13 protein-coding genes are annotated in these 14,878 nt (G+C 64.2%); 12 read left to right on the forward strand and 1 reads right to left on the reverse strand.

Features of this window, described 5'->3' with window-relative positions:
- Positions 1 to 156: 156 nt before the first annotated feature.
- From fahA to D9R08_RS15020, 12 genes are all read left to right on the forward strand, one after another.
- Complete coding sequence (gene fahA / locus D9R08_RS14965; protein WP_121898880.1) at positions 157 to 1,410, forward strand: fumarylacetoacetase; 1,254 nt, start codon at positions 157 to 159, stop codon at positions 1,408 to 1,410.
- A 7-nt stretch (positions 1,411 to 1,417) separates the two neighbouring features.
- Positions 1,418 to 1,777 (forward strand): VOC family protein, encoded by a 360-nt coding sequence (locus tag D9R08_RS14970; protein ID WP_121898881.1) that lies wholly within the window; start codon positions 1,418 to 1,420, stop codon positions 1,775 to 1,777.
- Positions 1,778 to 1,780: 3 nt separating this feature from the next.
- Positions 1,781 to 2,731: an MBL fold metallo-hydrolase gene (locus D9R08_RS14975; protein WP_121898882.1), complete on the forward strand. Its 951-nt coding sequence runs from the start codon at positions 1,781 to 1,783 to the stop codon at positions 2,729 to 2,731.
- Positions 2,728 to 3,258 (forward strand): DinB family protein, encoded by a 531-nt coding sequence (locus D9R08_RS14980; RefSeq protein ID WP_121898883.1) that lies wholly within the window; start codon positions 2,728 to 2,730, stop codon positions 3,256 to 3,258. The genes D9R08_RS14975 and D9R08_RS14980 overlap by 4 nt, the downstream gene beginning before the upstream one ends.
- On the forward strand, positions 3,255 to 4,880 hold the full coding sequence (locus D9R08_RS14985) for an FAD-dependent oxidoreductase (RefSeq protein WP_121898884.1): 1,626 nt from the start codon (positions 3,255 to 3,257) through the stop codon (positions 4,878 to 4,880). The genes D9R08_RS14980 and D9R08_RS14985 overlap by 4 nt, the downstream gene beginning before the upstream one ends.
- Before the next feature lie 4 nt (positions 4,881 to 4,884).
- Positions 4,885 to 5,067, forward strand: coding sequence for a DUF2783 domain-containing protein (locus D9R08_RS14990; protein WP_121898885.1), 183 nt, complete (start codon positions 4,885 to 4,887; stop codon positions 5,065 to 5,067).
- Positions 5,064 to 5,690, forward strand: a complete 627-nt coding sequence (maiA, locus tag D9R08_RS14995; protein ID WP_121898886.1) for a maleylacetoacetate isomerase — start codon at positions 5,064 to 5,066, stop codon at positions 5,688 to 5,690. Before D9R08_RS14990 ends, maiA begins: the two co-directional genes overlap by 4 nt.
- Before the next feature lie 154 nt (positions 5,691 to 5,844).
- A complete protein-coding gene (locus tag D9R08_RS15000) occupies positions 5,845 to 6,783 on the forward strand; it encodes a helix-turn-helix domain-containing protein (RefSeq protein WP_121898887.1) in 939 nt (312 codons plus the stop codon).
- Positions 6,784 to 6,875: 92 nt separating this feature from the next.
- Positions 6,876 to 8,612, forward strand: a complete 1,737-nt coding sequence (locus D9R08_RS15005; protein WP_121898888.1) for an AMP-binding protein — start codon at positions 6,876 to 6,878, stop codon at positions 8,610 to 8,612.
- A 66-nt stretch (positions 8,613 to 8,678) separates the two neighbouring features.
- The gene (locus D9R08_RS15010; protein WP_121898889.1) at positions 8,679 to 10,769 is read left to right on the forward strand and encodes a PQQ-dependent dehydrogenase, methanol/ethanol family; all 2,091 of its coding nucleotides are present in this window, start codon (positions 8,679 to 8,681) and stop codon (positions 10,767 to 10,769) included.
- A 117-nt stretch (positions 10,770 to 10,886) separates the two neighbouring features.
- Complete coding sequence (pcaC, locus tag D9R08_RS15015) at positions 10,887 to 11,267, forward strand: 4-carboxymuconolactone decarboxylase (RefSeq protein WP_121898890.1); 381 nt, start codon at positions 10,887 to 10,889, stop codon at positions 11,265 to 11,267.
- Positions 11,268 to 11,335: 68 nt separating this feature from the next.
- Complete coding sequence (locus D9R08_RS15020) at positions 11,336 to 13,255, forward strand: acyl CoA:acetate/3-ketoacid CoA transferase (protein ID WP_121898891.1); 1,920 nt, start codon at positions 11,336 to 11,338, stop codon at positions 13,253 to 13,255.
- Between the two features lie 131 nt (positions 13,256 to 13,386).
- Here D9R08_RS15020 and glpK read toward each other — a convergent pair whose 3' ends face one another.
- Complete coding sequence (gene glpK / locus D9R08_RS15025; RefSeq protein WP_121898892.1) at positions 13,387 to 14,874, reverse strand: glycerol kinase GlpK; 1,488 nt, start codon at positions 14,872 to 14,874, stop codon at positions 13,387 to 13,389.
- Between the last annotated feature and the right edge of the window lie 4 nt (positions 14,875 to 14,878).

Here is a 14,878-nt window from a genome sequence, read left to right on the forward strand (position 1 = left end):
ACAAAACCAACTAATATCCAACCCGCGTTGGGGAGGGAGGACCCCTACCCGCCCGGCGCGGACACCGGTCCGCTGGCCAACTGCCGGGCGGGCCGTATACGCTCCCTCCCATGTCAGATCGATCTTGTGCCAACCGCACCGAAGGAATGCCGCACCATGCCATTGATGAAAAGCTGGGTCGCCTCGGCCAATGACGCCGATACCCCGTTTCCGTTGAACAACCTTCCCTATGGTGTCTTTTCCACCGGTGACGAGCCACCGCGCTGCGGCGTGGCCATCGGCGACATGATCCTGGATATGGCCGCCGCCGAGGAGGCAGGGCTCATCGATCTGGAGGAGCCCGATCTCTTTTCGATGCCGTTCTGGAACGATGTCATGGAACTGGGCCCCGAGGCGTGGGAGGCGCTTCGCGCGCGGCTGATCCAAATGCTAGCCGAGGGGTCCGCCGATCAGGGCACGGTCGAACCGATGCTGATCCCGATGGATCAGGCCACGCTGCACATGCCCTTCGCGGTGTCGGAGTTCACCGACTTCTACGCCGGTCGTCAGCATGCCCAGAACATGGGCGCGATCCTGCGCGGCTCGCCCGATCTGCCGGGCAACTGGCTGCATATCCCGATCGGCTACAATGGCCGCGCCTCCTCGGTCGTGGTGTCGGGCACGCAGATCCACCGCCCCAATGGCCAGACCAAGGCCCCCGATGCCGAGATGCCGTCCTTTGGCCCCTCGAAACGGCTCGATATCGAACTGGAGATGGGCGCCATCGTCGGCACCGGGTCAGAGTTCGGCCAGCCGATCACGGTGGACGAGGCCGATGCGATGATCTTTGGCTATGTGCTGCTGAACGACTGGTCGGCGCGCGATATCCAGGGCTGGGAATATCAACCGCTGGGGCCGTTCCAGGGCAAGGCATTCGGCACCTCGATCAGCCCTTGGATCGTGACCGCCGCCGCGCTGGAGCCGTTCCGCGCCCCCACGCCCCCGCGTGAGAAAGAGCTTTTGCCCTATCTCAAGGGCAGCAGGGACGGGCTTTACAACATCGAGCTTGAGGTTCTGATGCAGCCCGAAGGCGCCGACCGCGCATCGGTCATCGCCAGGACCAACTATAGCCGCATGTATTATTCGGCGGCCGAGCAGCTGTGCCATCACGCCATTGGTGGCTGCGCGATGAATGCGGGCGATCTGTTGGGGTCGGGGACCATCTCGGGGCCGGAACGCGGTGAATTCGGCTCGCTGATGGAACTCAGCTGGGCCGGGCGCGAACCCTTCATGCTGGAGACCGGCGAGACCCGGGGCTTTATCGAGGATGGTGATACGCTGACCCTGCGCGGCAATGCGCGCGGCGATGGCTATACCATCGGGTTCGGCGATTGCGTGGGCCAGATCCTGCCCGCCAAGGCCTGGGGCTGAGCCGCCCATGACCCTGGCTCTCGACCATATCCAGATCGCAATCCCCGCCGGGGGCGAGGACGCGGCGCGCGCCTTTTGGTGCGCGGGTCTGGGTCTGGCCGAGATCGCCAAGCCCGACGCGCTGAAGGCGCGCGGCGGGCTGTGGCTGGCGCTCAACGGCGCCAAACTGCATCTGGGGGTGGAGCCCGATTTCACCCCCGCGCGCAAGGCCCATCCGGGCTTTGCCGTCATTGACATAGACACCGTCGCCGCGCGGATCGAGGCCCTGGGCCAGAGCCCGCGCTGGGACGACACAATCGAGAACCGCCGCCGGTTCTTTGCCGAAGACCCCTTTGGCAACCGGCTGGAATTCCTGGAAAGGGACTGACACATGGCCAAGGCATTCGCGTCGCAAGGCGACATGACGCAAAAGAAAATCAGCTTCACCGAGGTGGGCGAAGGGCTTTACGCCTTCACAGCCGAGGGCGATCCGAATTCCGGCGTCATTATCGGGGACGAGTCCGTGATGATCATCGAGGCGCAGGCGACGCCGCGACTGGCGAAGAAGGTCATCGAATGCGTCCGCACGGTCACCGACAAGCCGATCAGCCATGTCGTGCTAACCCATTACCATGCGGTGCGCGTGCTGGGCGCGTCGGCCTATGGCGCGGATCAGATCATCATGTCCGACACCGCCCGCTCGATGGTGGTGGAACGCGGGCAGGAGGACTGGGACAGCGAATTCCAGCGCTTCCCGCGTCTGTTCGAAGGGCATGAGAGCATCCCCGGACTGACCTGGCCCACCACCACCTTTTCCGAAAGCATGACTGTCTATCTGGGCAACCGCCGGGTCGATATCATGCATCTGGGCCGCGCCCATACGGCCGGCGATGCGGTGATCTGGGTGCCGGATCAGGAGGTGATGTTCACCGGCGATATCGTGGAGTACCACTCGGCCTGCTATTGCGGCGACGGCCATTTCAGCGACTGGGACGAGACGCTCGGCAACATCGCTTCGTTCCAGCCGCGCAGCATCGCGCCGGGGCGCGGTGACGCGCTGGTCGGCCCCGAGATGGTGGCGGCTGCCATTCGAAATACGTCCGATTTTGTCATGTCGACCTATGCGGCGGCCGCCAGGGTGGCGGCGCGCGGCGGCAGCCTGAAGGAAGCCTGGGACGCGGTCCGCGCCGCATGCGATCCGAAATTTGCCGATTACGCGATCTACGAGCATTGCCTGCCCTTCAATGTCGCCCGCGCCTATGACGAAGCGCGCGGGCTGGATACGCCACGCATCTGGACGGCGGAGCGGGACCTGAAGATGTGGGAGGACTTGCAGGGATGAGCGTTGCCTATTTCCGGTCGCTGGCCCGGAACAACGCCTGGGCCAATGCGACACTTTTCGAAACGGTCTGCGCCATGCCGAAGGGGGTCTACCACAGGGAATTCCCAAGCTTCTTCGGCACGCTCGCGCGGACGCTGAACCATATCTACGAGGTCGATCTCTACTATATCGACGCCCTTCTCGGCGGGGGGAAGGGGCGCGCGATCTTCCGGCGCGAGGATATCGACGAGCCCTTGGCCCTTGCCGGAGCGCAGAGAGAGACCGACGCCGCGCTGATCGCGGCCTGCGATGGCCTTGCCGATGCCGATCTGCCGCGCAGCGTGACCGTTGAACGCCCCGACGGGCCGTCGCAGGAGCGGACCGATCACCTTCTTCTACATCTGTTTCAGCACCAGATCCACCATCGCGGGCAAGTCCATGCGCTGCTGAGCCAGGCGGGGGTCACTCCGCCGCAGCTCGACGAGTTCTTCCTCGTCTGGGACCGCGCGGAAACCGCGAAACCCTATTGGAAGGACGGCACAGAATGACCCAGTCCCGATACCGCCTCGCCTTCGAGCTTTACCCGTACCGGAAGGTCGCGGCGCAGGATGCGCCGGTGCCTGAACGCCACCCGATCGTCGTTGTCGGCGCGGGCCCGATCGGTATTGCGACCGCGCTGGATCTTGCGCAGCGGGGTCAGCCGGTGCTGGTGCTCGACGATCACGAAGGAATCGGCGAAGGCTCCCGCGCAATCTGTTTCTCGCAGCGCTGCCTCGAAATCGCGGACAGGCTCGGCTGCGGTGCCGCAATGGTGGAAAAGGGCGTCGTCTGGAACGTGGGAAAGGTATTCCACGGAGATGACCGCGTGTTCGAGTTCAATCTGCAACCCGAGACCGGCCACAAGAACCCGGCGTTCATCAACCTCCAGCAGCCCTATTTCGAGAAGTTCCTGATCGATCAGGTTCGCGCCGAGCAGAACAACGGTCTGGAGATCGAAATCCGCGGCCGGAACCGGGTTACGGCGCTGGAGGACAGGGGCGATTGCATTGCACTGTCGGTCGACACTCCGGACGGTCCCTACAGTCTTCATGCCGACTGGCTGATTGCCTGCGACGGCGCGCGGTCTCCGCTGCGCGAGATGATGGGGCTCGGCTTCGAAGGCCGCGTCTTCGAGGACAACTTCCTCATCGCCGATGTGAAGATGACCGCCGATTTCCCGACCGAACGCTGGTTCTGGTTCGAACCGCCTTTCAAGGATGCCGGACAGTCCGCGCTCCTGCACAGGCAGCCCGACGATATCTGGCGGATCGACTTTCAGCTTGGTTGGGATATCGACCGCGAAAAGGAACTGGACGAGGCGAATATCCGCGCCCGCGTCGATTCAATGCTGGGGCCGGAGGCGCAATACGAGCTGGAATGGACCTCCATCTACACGTTCCAGTGCCGCCGGATGGAACGGTTCCGCCATGGTCGCGTGATGTTTGCCGGCGATGCGGCGCATCAGGTCTCGCCATTTGGCGCACGTGGCGCGAATTCGGGGATGCAGGATGCCGAAAACCTTGCCTGGAAGCTGGATCTCGTGATCCGCGGGCTGGCCCCCGAGGATCTTCTCGACAGCTATTCCGAAGAGCGGGTTTTCGGGGCTGACGAGAACATCCTGAACTCGACCCGGGCGACCGATTTCATAACCCCCAAAACCGAGATCAGCACACTGTTCCGCAATGCGGTCCTGACACTGGCGCACAAGCATGCTTTTGCGAGGCCTCTGGTCAATTCCGGCCGCCTGTCCGTACCTTGTACCTATGACGGTCTGTCCCTGACGGGGGAGGATCGGCTGGCCGGTGGCCCCGCCCGCACCCGGCCGGGCGCGCCATGTGTGGACGCGCCCTTGCGCGACGGGTTTCTGCTCGACGCACTCGGGTCGGGCTTCACCCTTCTGACGCTCAACACCGACGCGCCTGAAACCTTCGCCGAAGCCGGTATCGATGTTGCCCGGCTGGCGCTTGGCGCCGACGACGACCCGACGGGCGCGCTCTCCGCGCGCTATCTGGGCCAGGCCGGCACGGCCGTCTACCTCATCCGGCCCGATCAGCATGTGGTCGCCCGCTGGCCTGCCTTCGACGAGACCGCCACCCGCGCGGCCCTGCGCCGCGCCACAGGACAGGAGTGACCGGATGGCCCTGATTCTTCAGCCCAACATCCCCGATCAGGACGGGTTCTACCAGGAATTGCTGGCCGCCCATGACGGCCTCGGCAAGGCCGAAAGCGACGCGCTGAATGCGCGGCTGATCCTGATCCTGTGCAACCATATCGGTGACCGTGAGGTGATCGCCGCGGCGCTCAAGGCCGCGAAATGAACGAGACGTTGCTGTATGATTACCCGCGCTCCTCGGCCAGCTACCGGGTCCGGATCGCGCTAAACCTCGCGCGCATCGGGTATCGCGCCATCCGCGTCGATCTGCTGGCAAAACAGCACAAATCCGACGAGCATCTGGCGCGCAACCCGCAGGGTCTGGTTCCGGTTCTTCAGATTGACGGCCACCGGCTGACCCAGTCGCTCGCGATCCTCGACTACCTCGATCAGACCCGCGATCTGGGCCTCTTGCCGAAAGAGCCCGCGGCGCGCGCCAAGGCGCAGGCGCTGGCCTATGTGCTGGCCGTGGATGTGCACCCGGTTTGTAACCTGTCGGTCGTGACACATGCCACCGGCGGTCAGGACCCCGCACGCACCGATTGGATGCGCCATTTCATTCGCCCCGGCCTGCTGGCGTTCGAAGCCTTGCTTGGCGACTTCACCCAGGCGCCCTTCACCATCGGCCCTCGGCCTTCCCTGCCCGATCTTTGCCTGATCCCGCAGCTTTACAACGCGGATCGATGGGGTGTGGATTATGCCGATTGCGTCCGTATCTGCGCGGTCAAAGCGGCCTGTGCGGCACATCCCGCCTTTGCCGCCGCTGCGCCGGACGCGGTCGGACCCTGAGGAAACGGCACCGGCGCCCCTCGTCGCATGCGAGCAGGGGGCTGGCCGCGACCATCCCCTCCACGGGGCTTTACGCTAAGGCAAGCGGGCGGCATACTTTCAACGCCTGCGACCGGCATCAAGACCGGCGCAGGCGTCAGGGAGGAGGCGCCCGATGATCCGGGAAACACCATTCGACAAATGGTATGACGACCTTCATGCGATCTGTGGGGCCTACGATGGCGTGCCGCAGCGCGGCCAGCGGGCGGTCAAGGGCAGGATCGGGGTGCATATGTTCGACCATCTGGACGTGGCGGATGTCTGGGGCGACGTCGCCAAGATCGAGCGGGACCGGGCCGGCATCAGGCGCGATGACAATGAGTACATCTTCTTCGTGATCGAAATGTCGGGCACGCTGTCGGTCGACCACAATGAAACCCGATCACGCCTTGCACCGGGAGATGCCGTGCTGCTCGACAGCACCAAGGAGGGTGTGCTCCATCTGGCCGAGGACAGCAGCCGCCTGATGTCGGTCCACCTGCCCCGGCAGAGCTTTCTGAGCGAGCGCCGGCCGGGCGTGGGCATCGGCAGGAAACTCGCCGCCGCGACCCCCGTCGCCAGAACACTGACCCGCCATTTCTTCCGCTTCTTCAACGAAAACGGCGCGGGCGAGCGTCAGGGCAACGCGTCGCTGCTCTATGACATGATCCATCTGGCCTTTTCGTGCCCGGAGGACGGGTTGGCGGGCATCGCACTGAGCGATGCGGCAAGCCGCTATGATCTGGCACTTGATCTGATCGACACCCACCTGACCGCCGATTACCTGTCGCTTCCCTGGCTTGCCGGCCAGCTTGGCGTCTCGGAACGCCAGCTTCAGCGCCTGTTTCACGCCCATGAGACCAGCTTCATCGATCTGGTCCGGTCCAAACGCTATCGGTTCGTGACCGAACATCTGAACCACCTGCCTCATGTTCATGGGCGGATTTCCGACATTGCCTATCGGGCCGGGTTTCAGGACCTGTCGAATTTCAACCGGGGCTTCCGGGCCCGCTTCGGGATGAGCCCGCGCGACTATCACCGGGGCCGCCGGACGGCCCCGCCCCACATGGCGTAAAATGCCGAGACTCCGGATTTGCTTCGCGGCACGATGGATATCCAACGGAGATCTGGCCCGGCGCGCCGCCCCGACAGATCAAGGAGAGTGACATGCATGAAGGCATTGCGCCTGCCCGGCAGGCCGAATTGGGTGTCGTGCCCGAGGGGAAGGCCCATGTGGCGGGCCGGACGGACGAACCGCTGATTGAATGGACGATCCCGGCACTTCTGGCCGACACGGTGGCGCGGGTCCGCGACCGCGAGGCGGTGGTGTTCCGCGCCCAGGGCATTCGCTGGACCTGGGGGGAGTTCGCGGCCCGCGTCGATGCGCTGGCCGGCGGTATGACGCGTCTGGGGCTTGCAAAGGGGGACCGCTGCGGGGTCTGGGCGCCCAACCGCTATGAATGGCTGCTGGCGCAGTTCGCCACGGCCCGGATCGGCGTTATCCTGGTCAATATCAACCCCGCCTACCGCCTGCATGAGCTGGAGTTCGCGCTGGCAAAGACAGGGTGCCGCGCATTGATCCTGCCGGAACGGTTCAAATCGTCGGAGTATCTCGCCATGCTGCGCGTCGTGGCCCCCGAACTGACCGAGGACGCACCGGGCGAGCTGGACTCCGCCAGCCTGCCCAATCTCCGCCACGTGATCGTGATGAGCGACGCGCACCATCCGGGGTGTTTCCGCTTCGCCGAGGTCGAGGCGATGGGCGCGGAGGTATCCGTTTCCGATCTGGACGCGCTCACCGCGACGCTCGACCGCCACGATCCGGTGAACATCCAGTTCACTTCGGGGACCACGGGCATGCCAAAGGGCGCCACGCTGACGCATCGCAATATTGTCAACAATGCCCATTTCGTCACCGCCGCCATGAAGCTTGCCGAAGCGGACAGGCTGTGCATCCCGGTTCCGTTCTACCATTGTTTCGGCATGGTCATGGGCACACTTGGCTGTGTGACGAAAGGTGCGGCGATGGTCGTGCCGGGTGAAGGGTTCGATCCGGTCGATACGCTTACTGCTGTGGCTGAAGAACGCTGCACCGCGCTTTATGGCGTGCCCACGATGTTTGTCGGAATGCTGGAGCATCCGCGCTTTGCGGAGTTCGACCTGTCCAGCCTGCGTACCGGAATCATGGCCGGTGCCCCCTGCCCGATCGAGGTGATGAAACAGGTCCAGCGCCACATGCACATGCATGAGGTCACTATCGCCTATGGCATGACCGAAACCAGCCCCGTGTCGTTCCAGTCCGACACCGATACCCCGCTCGACAAGCGGGTCGGCTCGGTCGGGCGCATCCAGCCGCATCTGGAAGTGAAAATCGCCCGCGAGGACGGTTCCGTCGCGGATATCGGCGAACAGGGCGAGTTGATGACCCGCGGCTACTCGGTGATGCAGGGCTATTGGGACGAACCTGACCGCACCGCCGAGGCCATCGACGAAGAGGGCTGGATGCATACCGGCGATCTGGCGACGATCGACGGGGAAGGGTATTGCAACATCACCGGCCGGGTGAAGGACATGATCCTGCGCGGCGGCGAAAACGTCTACCCGCGCGAGATCGAGGAGTTTCTCTACACGCACCCGGATGTCAGCCAGGTGCAGGTCTTCGGGGTGCCCGATCACAAATACGGTGAAATCGTCGCCGCATGGATTGTGCCAAAACCCGGAGCGACGCCGACCGAAGACGGCATCCGCCAGTTCTGCCGCGATCAGATCGCCCATTTCAAGGTGCCTGCCCTGGTCCGCTTCAAACCCGAACTGCCGATGACCGTGACCGGCAAACCGCAGAAATTCGTCATGCGCGACGCCATGGTCGAGGAGCTGGGGATCGACATCGAAAAGACCGCGTGAAGGGGGAGGCAAGACAAGGGGACTGACGGCACAGACGATCGAAACAGATCCGTAGGGAGGACCAAGATGAGACATCTGTTAGGGGCGGCCTGCGCCCTGATGACGGCTGCGACCGTCCAGGCACAAACCATCGACAGGGAAAGCATCCGCGCCGCGGTTGGCGCGATAGACACCCAAGCCATCATCGACAATGACGCGCATGACCGGAACTGGCTGAATTACGGGCTGAACTATGCGGAAACGCGGTTTTCCCAGCTCGACAGCATCAACACGGAGAACGTGGGCCAACTCGGTCTTGAATGGTCCTACAACCTGAATTCCACGCGCGGCGTGCAGTCGACGCCGATCGTGGTGGATGGCGTGATGTATGTCACCGGGTCATGGTCCATCGTTCATGCGCTCGACGCGCTGACCGGAGAGCCGATTTGGGTCTACGACCCGGAGGTGCCGGGCGATTTCGGCGAACGGGGCTGTTGCGACGTGGTGAACCGGGGCGTCGCGGTCTATGACGGCATGGTGTTCGTCGGCGCGTTCGACGGCTATCTGCACGCCATCGATGCCGCCACCGGCGATCGTGTCTGGGTCACCGACACGATCGAAAACCGCGAGATGTCCTACACCATCACCGGTGCGCCACGGGTGATCAACGGCAATGTGCTGATCGGAAATGGCGGCGCCGAATTCGGCGTGCGCGGCTATATCTCCGCCTATGACGCCGCAAGCGGGGAGATGTCCTGGCGCTGGTATTCGGTGCCCGGAGATCCGAGCGAGCCGTTCGAGAACGCCTCGATGGAGATGGCCGCGGACACATGGGATCCGTCCGCCGAATACTGGCTGGCCGGCGGTGGCGGAACGATCTGGGATGCCATGGCCTATGATCCGGATCTGAACCTCCTCTACGTGGGCACCGGCAACGGCTCGCCCTGGAACCAGCACCTGCGCAGCCCCGCAGGCGGCGACAACCTGTTCCTCGCCTCGATCGTCGCGTTGAACCCCGATACGGGCGACTATGTCTGGCACTACCAGAACACACCGGGCGACACCTGGGACTATACCTCGACCCAGCACATCATCCTCGCCGATCTTGAGATCGACGGAGAGATACGACAGATCCTGATGCAGGCCCCGAAAAACGGGTTCTTCTATGTGATCGACCGGGTCACGGGGGAGTTCATCTCCGCCGAGCCCTTCGTGGAGGTCACATGGGCCACCGGGTATGACGAAACCGGCCGTCCGATCGAGGCAGCGGGCGCACGCTCCCGCACCGAGCCGTGGGAAACGATCCCCTCCGCCTACGGCGCCCACAACTGGCATCCGATGAGCTTCAACCCCGAAACGGGTCTGGTCTACATCCCCGCCCAGGGCGTCCCCCTGGTCCAGTCGACCGACCCGGCATGGCAGCTCAACAGCCATCAACCGATGTCGACCATGTCCGGCGTCGGCTGGAACCTCGGCTATCTGTTCAACGTGGTTGCACCTGAAGCCACGCCCTTTGGCCATCTTCTGGCCTGGGACCCGGTGGAACAGCGGGAGGTCTGGCGGGCGGAATACGTCTCCCCCTGGAATGGCGGCACTCTGACCACGGCGGGAAATCTGGTTTTTCAGGGCACCGCGGATGGCCGCTTCATGGCCTATGACGCGACAACCGGTCAGGTGCTCTGGCAAACACCGGTCACGTCGGGCGTGGTTGCGGCCCCTGCCACATGGGAACATGAAGGCCAGCAATATGTCACCATCGCGGTGGGCTGGGGCGGGGTCTATGGACTGATGCAGAGAGCCACCGACCGCGTGGGCCCGGGCCGGGTCTTCACCTTTCGCGTCGGGGGCGAAACCCCGATGCCGGAGGCTGAAATCAGCGACCGGCTCGACCTCGTGGAAGGTGTGCCCTACGACCCCGACCATGTGGGGGAGGGCCTGGCGATCTATGTCTCCAACTGCCTGTTCTGCCACGGCGTTCCGGGCGTGAACAACGGCGGCGCGATCCCCAATCTGGGCTACTCCACCGCCCATACCCTGATCAACGCGCGCGCCTGGATCCTTGACGGCGCAGGCGTGGACAACGGCATGCCCAGCTTTGCGGACCGGCTGTCCGAAGAGGATGTTACGCGTCTTGTGGCGTTCATTCAGGGCACGGCCGACGCGGTTCGCCCGCAATAGGCCCGCGCAAACCGCTATCCGGCCCCGCCCGGCCCCTGCCCGGCGGGGCTTCCTCTCTGGCCAATCCGCGACACTTCGGCCACTCTGCGGTCAGGCGTTCAGAAGTGGAGTTGAAAGATGACAGACAGATGGGAACAGGGCATGGCAACCCGGCGCCGCGTTCTGGGCAATGCCCATGTGGACGCGGCCGAGGCCAGACGCACCGCTTTCGACACGCCCTTTCAGGAATTGATCACCGAAGCCGCCTGGGGTCACCTGTGGTCCCGGCCCGACTGGCCGTTTCGCGAACGCTCCATCGTGACCATCGCGATTCTCGCCGCGCTCGGTCAGGATGAAGAACTGGCGATGCATATTCGCGCCACCGCCAATACCGGCGCAACAGAGGCCGATATCCGCGAGGCATTGCTGCATGTCGCGATTTATGCCGGTGTGCCCGCCGCCAATCGCGCGATCCGCATCGCAAAGGAAACCCTCGACGGGATGCAAGAGGTATCCTGACACACGAGGACGCTTTGCGGAACCATGTCTGCGCTGTAGCCTTCCCCAAGGGAACGGGAGGCGCATAGATGAAAGACAAGATCATCCCTGCCAGCGACGCGGCAGCGCTGGTCTCCGCGGGAGACACCGTCACCACCTCCGGCTTTGTCGGGATCGGCGTGCCCGACGCGCTGCTCGCCGCGATCGAAACCCGGTTTCTGGAAACCGGCGCCCCGCGCGATCTGACCCTGTTCTTCGCGGCGGGTCAGGGTGACGGCAGGGATCGCGGCCTCAACCGGCTGGGCCATGAGGGTCTTCTGAAACGCGTGATCGGCGGTCATTGGGGCCTTATCCCCAAGGTCGCTCAACTGGCCACCAACGGGCTGATCGAAGCCTATAATCTGCCCCAGGGCGTGATCAGCCAGCTTTACCGGGATATCGCTGCCGGCAAGCCCGGCACGCTGACCCATGTGGGGCTCGGCACCTTCGTCGACCCGCGCCTTGAAGGGGGCCGCATCAATGCGCAGACGACCGAAGAGTTGATCGAGGTGATGCAGATCGGCGACCGCGATCTTCTGTTCTACAAGGCCCAACCGATCCAGGTCGCGCTTCTGCGCGGCACCACCGCGGATCCGGCAGGGAACATCACGATGGAGCGCGAAGCGCTGGTTATCGACAATCTTGCGCAGGCCATGGCAACGCGCAACTCGGGCGGGATGGTCGTTGTGCAGGTGGAACGCATCGCCGCCAGGGGCGCGCTCAACCCCCGCGATGTGATCCTGCCCGCCACCCTTGTCGATGCGGTCGTCATCGCCGAGCCAGAATTCCACATGCAGACCTACGCCACGCCCTACTCTCACCTGTTTGCGGGCCAGTTTCGGGCGCCGGCGGGCAGCACCGCACCGATGCCGCTGGACGCCCGCAAGATCATCGCCCGGCGCGCGGCCTTCGAACTGCCGGTCAACGGCGTCGTCAATCTGGGGATCGGCATGCCCGAAGGCGTCGCCGCCGTGGCGGAGGAGGAGGGTCTTCTGGAACATGTCACACTTACCGCCGAACCCGGTGTGATCGGCGGCCAGCCCGCCTCGGGCCTCGATTTCGGAGCCGCGGTGAATACCGACGCCATCATCCCGCAAAACGCGCAGTTCGACTTCTACGATGGCGGCGGGCTGGACCTTGCCGTTCTCGGCATGGCCGAGACCGATCGCGCCGGCAACGTCAATGTCTCCCGGTTCGGCACGCGGCTGGCCGGGGCGGGCGGGTTCATCAATATCAGCCAGAATGCTGCGCGCGTGGTCTTTGCCGGCACGTTCACCGCAGGCGGTCTCCACCTTTCGATATCGGACGGGGAAATCGCCGTTCGCGGGGAGGGACGCGCCCGGAAGTTCCTGGACGACGTGCAGCAGATCACCTTCTCGGGCCGACAGGCGCAGGGCAAATCAATCCTCTATGTCACCGAACGCTGCGTTTTCGATCTTTGCGCCGACGGCCTCCGCCTGATCGAAATCGCACCGGGGATCGACCTTGAGCGGGATATCCTTTCCCACATGGCCTTTCGCCCCGTGATCGGAGAGATCACGCAGATGGATCCGCGGATCTTCACCGCCACGCCGATGGAGCTGAAACGCGACCTCCTCCATCTCGATCTGGATGACCGTATCGCGCTGAACCCCGAGGCCACGCGCCTTTTCATCAATTTCGAAAAGCTGCGCATTCGCACCGAACAGGACATCGCCCGCATCGCGGCCCGGGTCGAAACGCTTTGCGCCCCGCTTGAAACCCCCGTCGACGTGATCGTCAATTATGACGGGGCGCGGATCGACGAGGATGTGGAAGACGCCTACGCCGCCATGGTTGCCGATCTGGAAGAGCGCCACTATCGCACCGTGTCACGCTATTCCTCTTCTGCGTTCATGCGGATGAAACTTGGTCAGGCGCTTGGCCGTGCCAACGCACCCCACATCTTCGAAACCGCTGAGGACGCGCGGCGCTATCTGGACCGGCGATAGCCCCGCCCCGGGCACCGCAGCCCGGCCCGTCCGGCATTTTGTGCGCAGGCTGCCTGTGTTCCTGCGGTCAGAAATCTGCGAATGAGACCGGGGCGACAGCGCCTGCGACCGGGGTTCAGGCCGGTCCGGGCTCAGCGGCTCAGAGTGCGTGCAACCGCATCCTTCCAGCCCGCGTACCGCGCCTCGCGCCGCCCGGCATCCATTGCGGGCGTGAACTGCCGGTCCAGCGCCCACATGGCCGCGAACCCATCCTGACCGGGATAGAGACCGGCCCGCATTCCCGCAACCCAGGCCACGCCCAATGCCGTCGTCTCCAGCACTTTCGGGCGATCCACCGGGGCGCCCAGAATATCGGCCAGAAACTGCATCGTCCAATCGGACGCGCTCATCCCGCCATCCACCCGAAGGATGTTCTCCCCGCCCGAGGCCTGCCAGTCGGCGCGCATCGCTTCCCACAGATCCCGGGTCTGGAATCCGACGCTTTCCAATGCGGCGCGGGCAAATTCCGCCGGGCCCGATCCGCGCGTCAGCCCATAGATCGCCCCCCGGCAATCCGGGTCCCAATAGGGCGCGCCAAGCCCGACAAAGGCGGGCACGAGATAAAGTTCCTGTGTCTCGTCGGCGGCTTCGGCCAGCGTCTGGCTCTCTCCTGCCTCGCGGATAATCCGCAACCCGTCCCGCAGCCACTGAACCACGGCGCCCGCGATGAAGATCGACCCTTCCAGCGCATAGCTGGGCGTCCCGTCAAACTGATAGGCAATCGTTCCCAGCATCCTGTTCTGGCTTTCCACCAGCGTATCACCGGTGTTGAGAAGCGCGAAACACCCCGTGCCATAGGTCGATTTCATCATGCCAGGCTGGAAACAGGCCTGCCCGAGGGTGGCGGCCTGCTGGTCCCCGGCGACGCCCAGAACGGGCAGCGGCTTGCCAAACAGATCGGCGCGGGTCATCCCGAAATCGGCGCCGCAGTCCTTCACTTCGGGCAGCATTTCCATCGGAATGTTCAACAGCGCGCAGATCTCAGCGTCCCATTCGCCCTTGCGGATGTTATACAACAATGTCCTGGCGGCATTGGTGGCATCTGTGACATGCGATGCCCCGCCCGTCAGCTTCCAGATCAGATAGCAATCGACCGTCCCGAAGATCAGCCGACCCGCCTCGGCCTTGGCACGCGCGCCATCAACGTTCTCCAGCAGCCACGCCAGTTTCGTACCCGAAAAATAAGGGTCTAGCAGTAGCCCGGTGCGGGACCGGATCATCGGCTCGTGCCCGTCGGCCTTCAGCCGGGCGCAGAGCTCCGCCGTGCGCCGATCCTGCCAGACAATCGCGTTGTGAACGGGCTGGCCGGTTTCCCGATCCCAGACCACGACGGTTTCACGCTGATTGGTAATCCCGATCGCGGCGATATCCTCCGGACCCAGCCCCGCGCGCTCGATCGCTTCTCGGCAGGTGCCGGCCGTGGTCACCCAGATATCCGCCGGATCATGTTCCACCCAGCCGGAGGCCGGAAAATGCTGGGTGAACTCCTCCTGCGCCGAGGCAATCGGCGTCAGCGCCCTGTCGAAGATGATGGCCCGGCTGGATGTGGTGCCCTGATCGATGGCCAGAATATGGGTCATCGCG

This window comes from Rhodophyticola porphyridii, assembly GCF_003688285.1.
In the GTDB taxonomy this organism is placed as follows: Bacteria; Pseudomonadota; Alphaproteobacteria; order Rhodobacterales; family Rhodobacteraceae; genus Rhodophyticola; species Rhodophyticola porphyridii.

What these genes read in the sequence shown, in the direction of transcription:
- fahA (WP_121898880.1), top strand. Translation starts at nt 157, where the DNA reads ATGCCATTGATGAAAAGCTGGGTCGCCTCGGCCAATGACGCCGATACC.
- D9R08_RS14970 (WP_121898881.1), top strand. Translation starts at nt 1,418, where the DNA reads ATGACCCTGGCTCTCGACCATATCCAGATCGCAATCCCCGCCGGGGGC.
- D9R08_RS14975 (WP_121898882.1), top strand. Translation starts at nt 1,781, where the DNA reads ATGGCCAAGGCATTCGCGTCGCAAGGCGACATGACGCAAAAGAAAATC.
- D9R08_RS14980 (WP_121898883.1), top strand. Translation starts at nt 2,728, where the DNA reads ATGAGCGTTGCCTATTTCCGGTCGCTGGCCCGGAACAACGCCTGGGCC.
- D9R08_RS14985 (WP_121898884.1), top strand. Translation starts at nt 3,255, where the DNA reads ATGACCCAGTCCCGATACCGCCTCGCCTTCGAGCTTTACCCGTACCGG.
- D9R08_RS14990 (WP_121898885.1), top strand. Translation starts at nt 4,885, where the DNA reads ATGGCCCTGATTCTTCAGCCCAACATCCCCGATCAGGACGGGTTCTAC.
- maiA (WP_121898886.1), top strand. Translation starts at nt 5,064, where the DNA reads ATGAACGAGACGTTGCTGTATGATTACCCGCGCTCCTCGGCCAGCTAC.
- D9R08_RS15000 (WP_121898887.1), top strand. Translation starts at nt 5,845, where the DNA reads ATGATCCGGGAAACACCATTCGACAAATGGTATGACGACCTTCATGCG.
- D9R08_RS15005 (WP_121898888.1), top strand. Translation starts at nt 6,876, where the DNA reads ATGCATGAAGGCATTGCGCCTGCCCGGCAGGCCGAATTGGGTGTCGTG.
- D9R08_RS15010 (WP_121898889.1), top strand. Translation starts at nt 8,679, where the DNA reads ATGAGACATCTGTTAGGGGCGGCCTGCGCCCTGATGACGGCTGCGACC.
- pcaC (WP_121898890.1), top strand. Translation starts at nt 10,887, where the DNA reads ATGACAGACAGATGGGAACAGGGCATGGCAACCCGGCGCCGCGTTCTG.
- D9R08_RS15020 (WP_121898891.1), top strand. Translation starts at nt 11,336, where the DNA reads ATGAAAGACAAGATCATCCCTGCCAGCGACGCGGCAGCGCTGGTCTCC.
- glpK (WP_121898892.1), bottom strand. Translation starts at nt 14,874, where the DNA reads ATGACCCATATTCTGGCCATCGATCAGGGCACCACATCCAGCCGGGCC.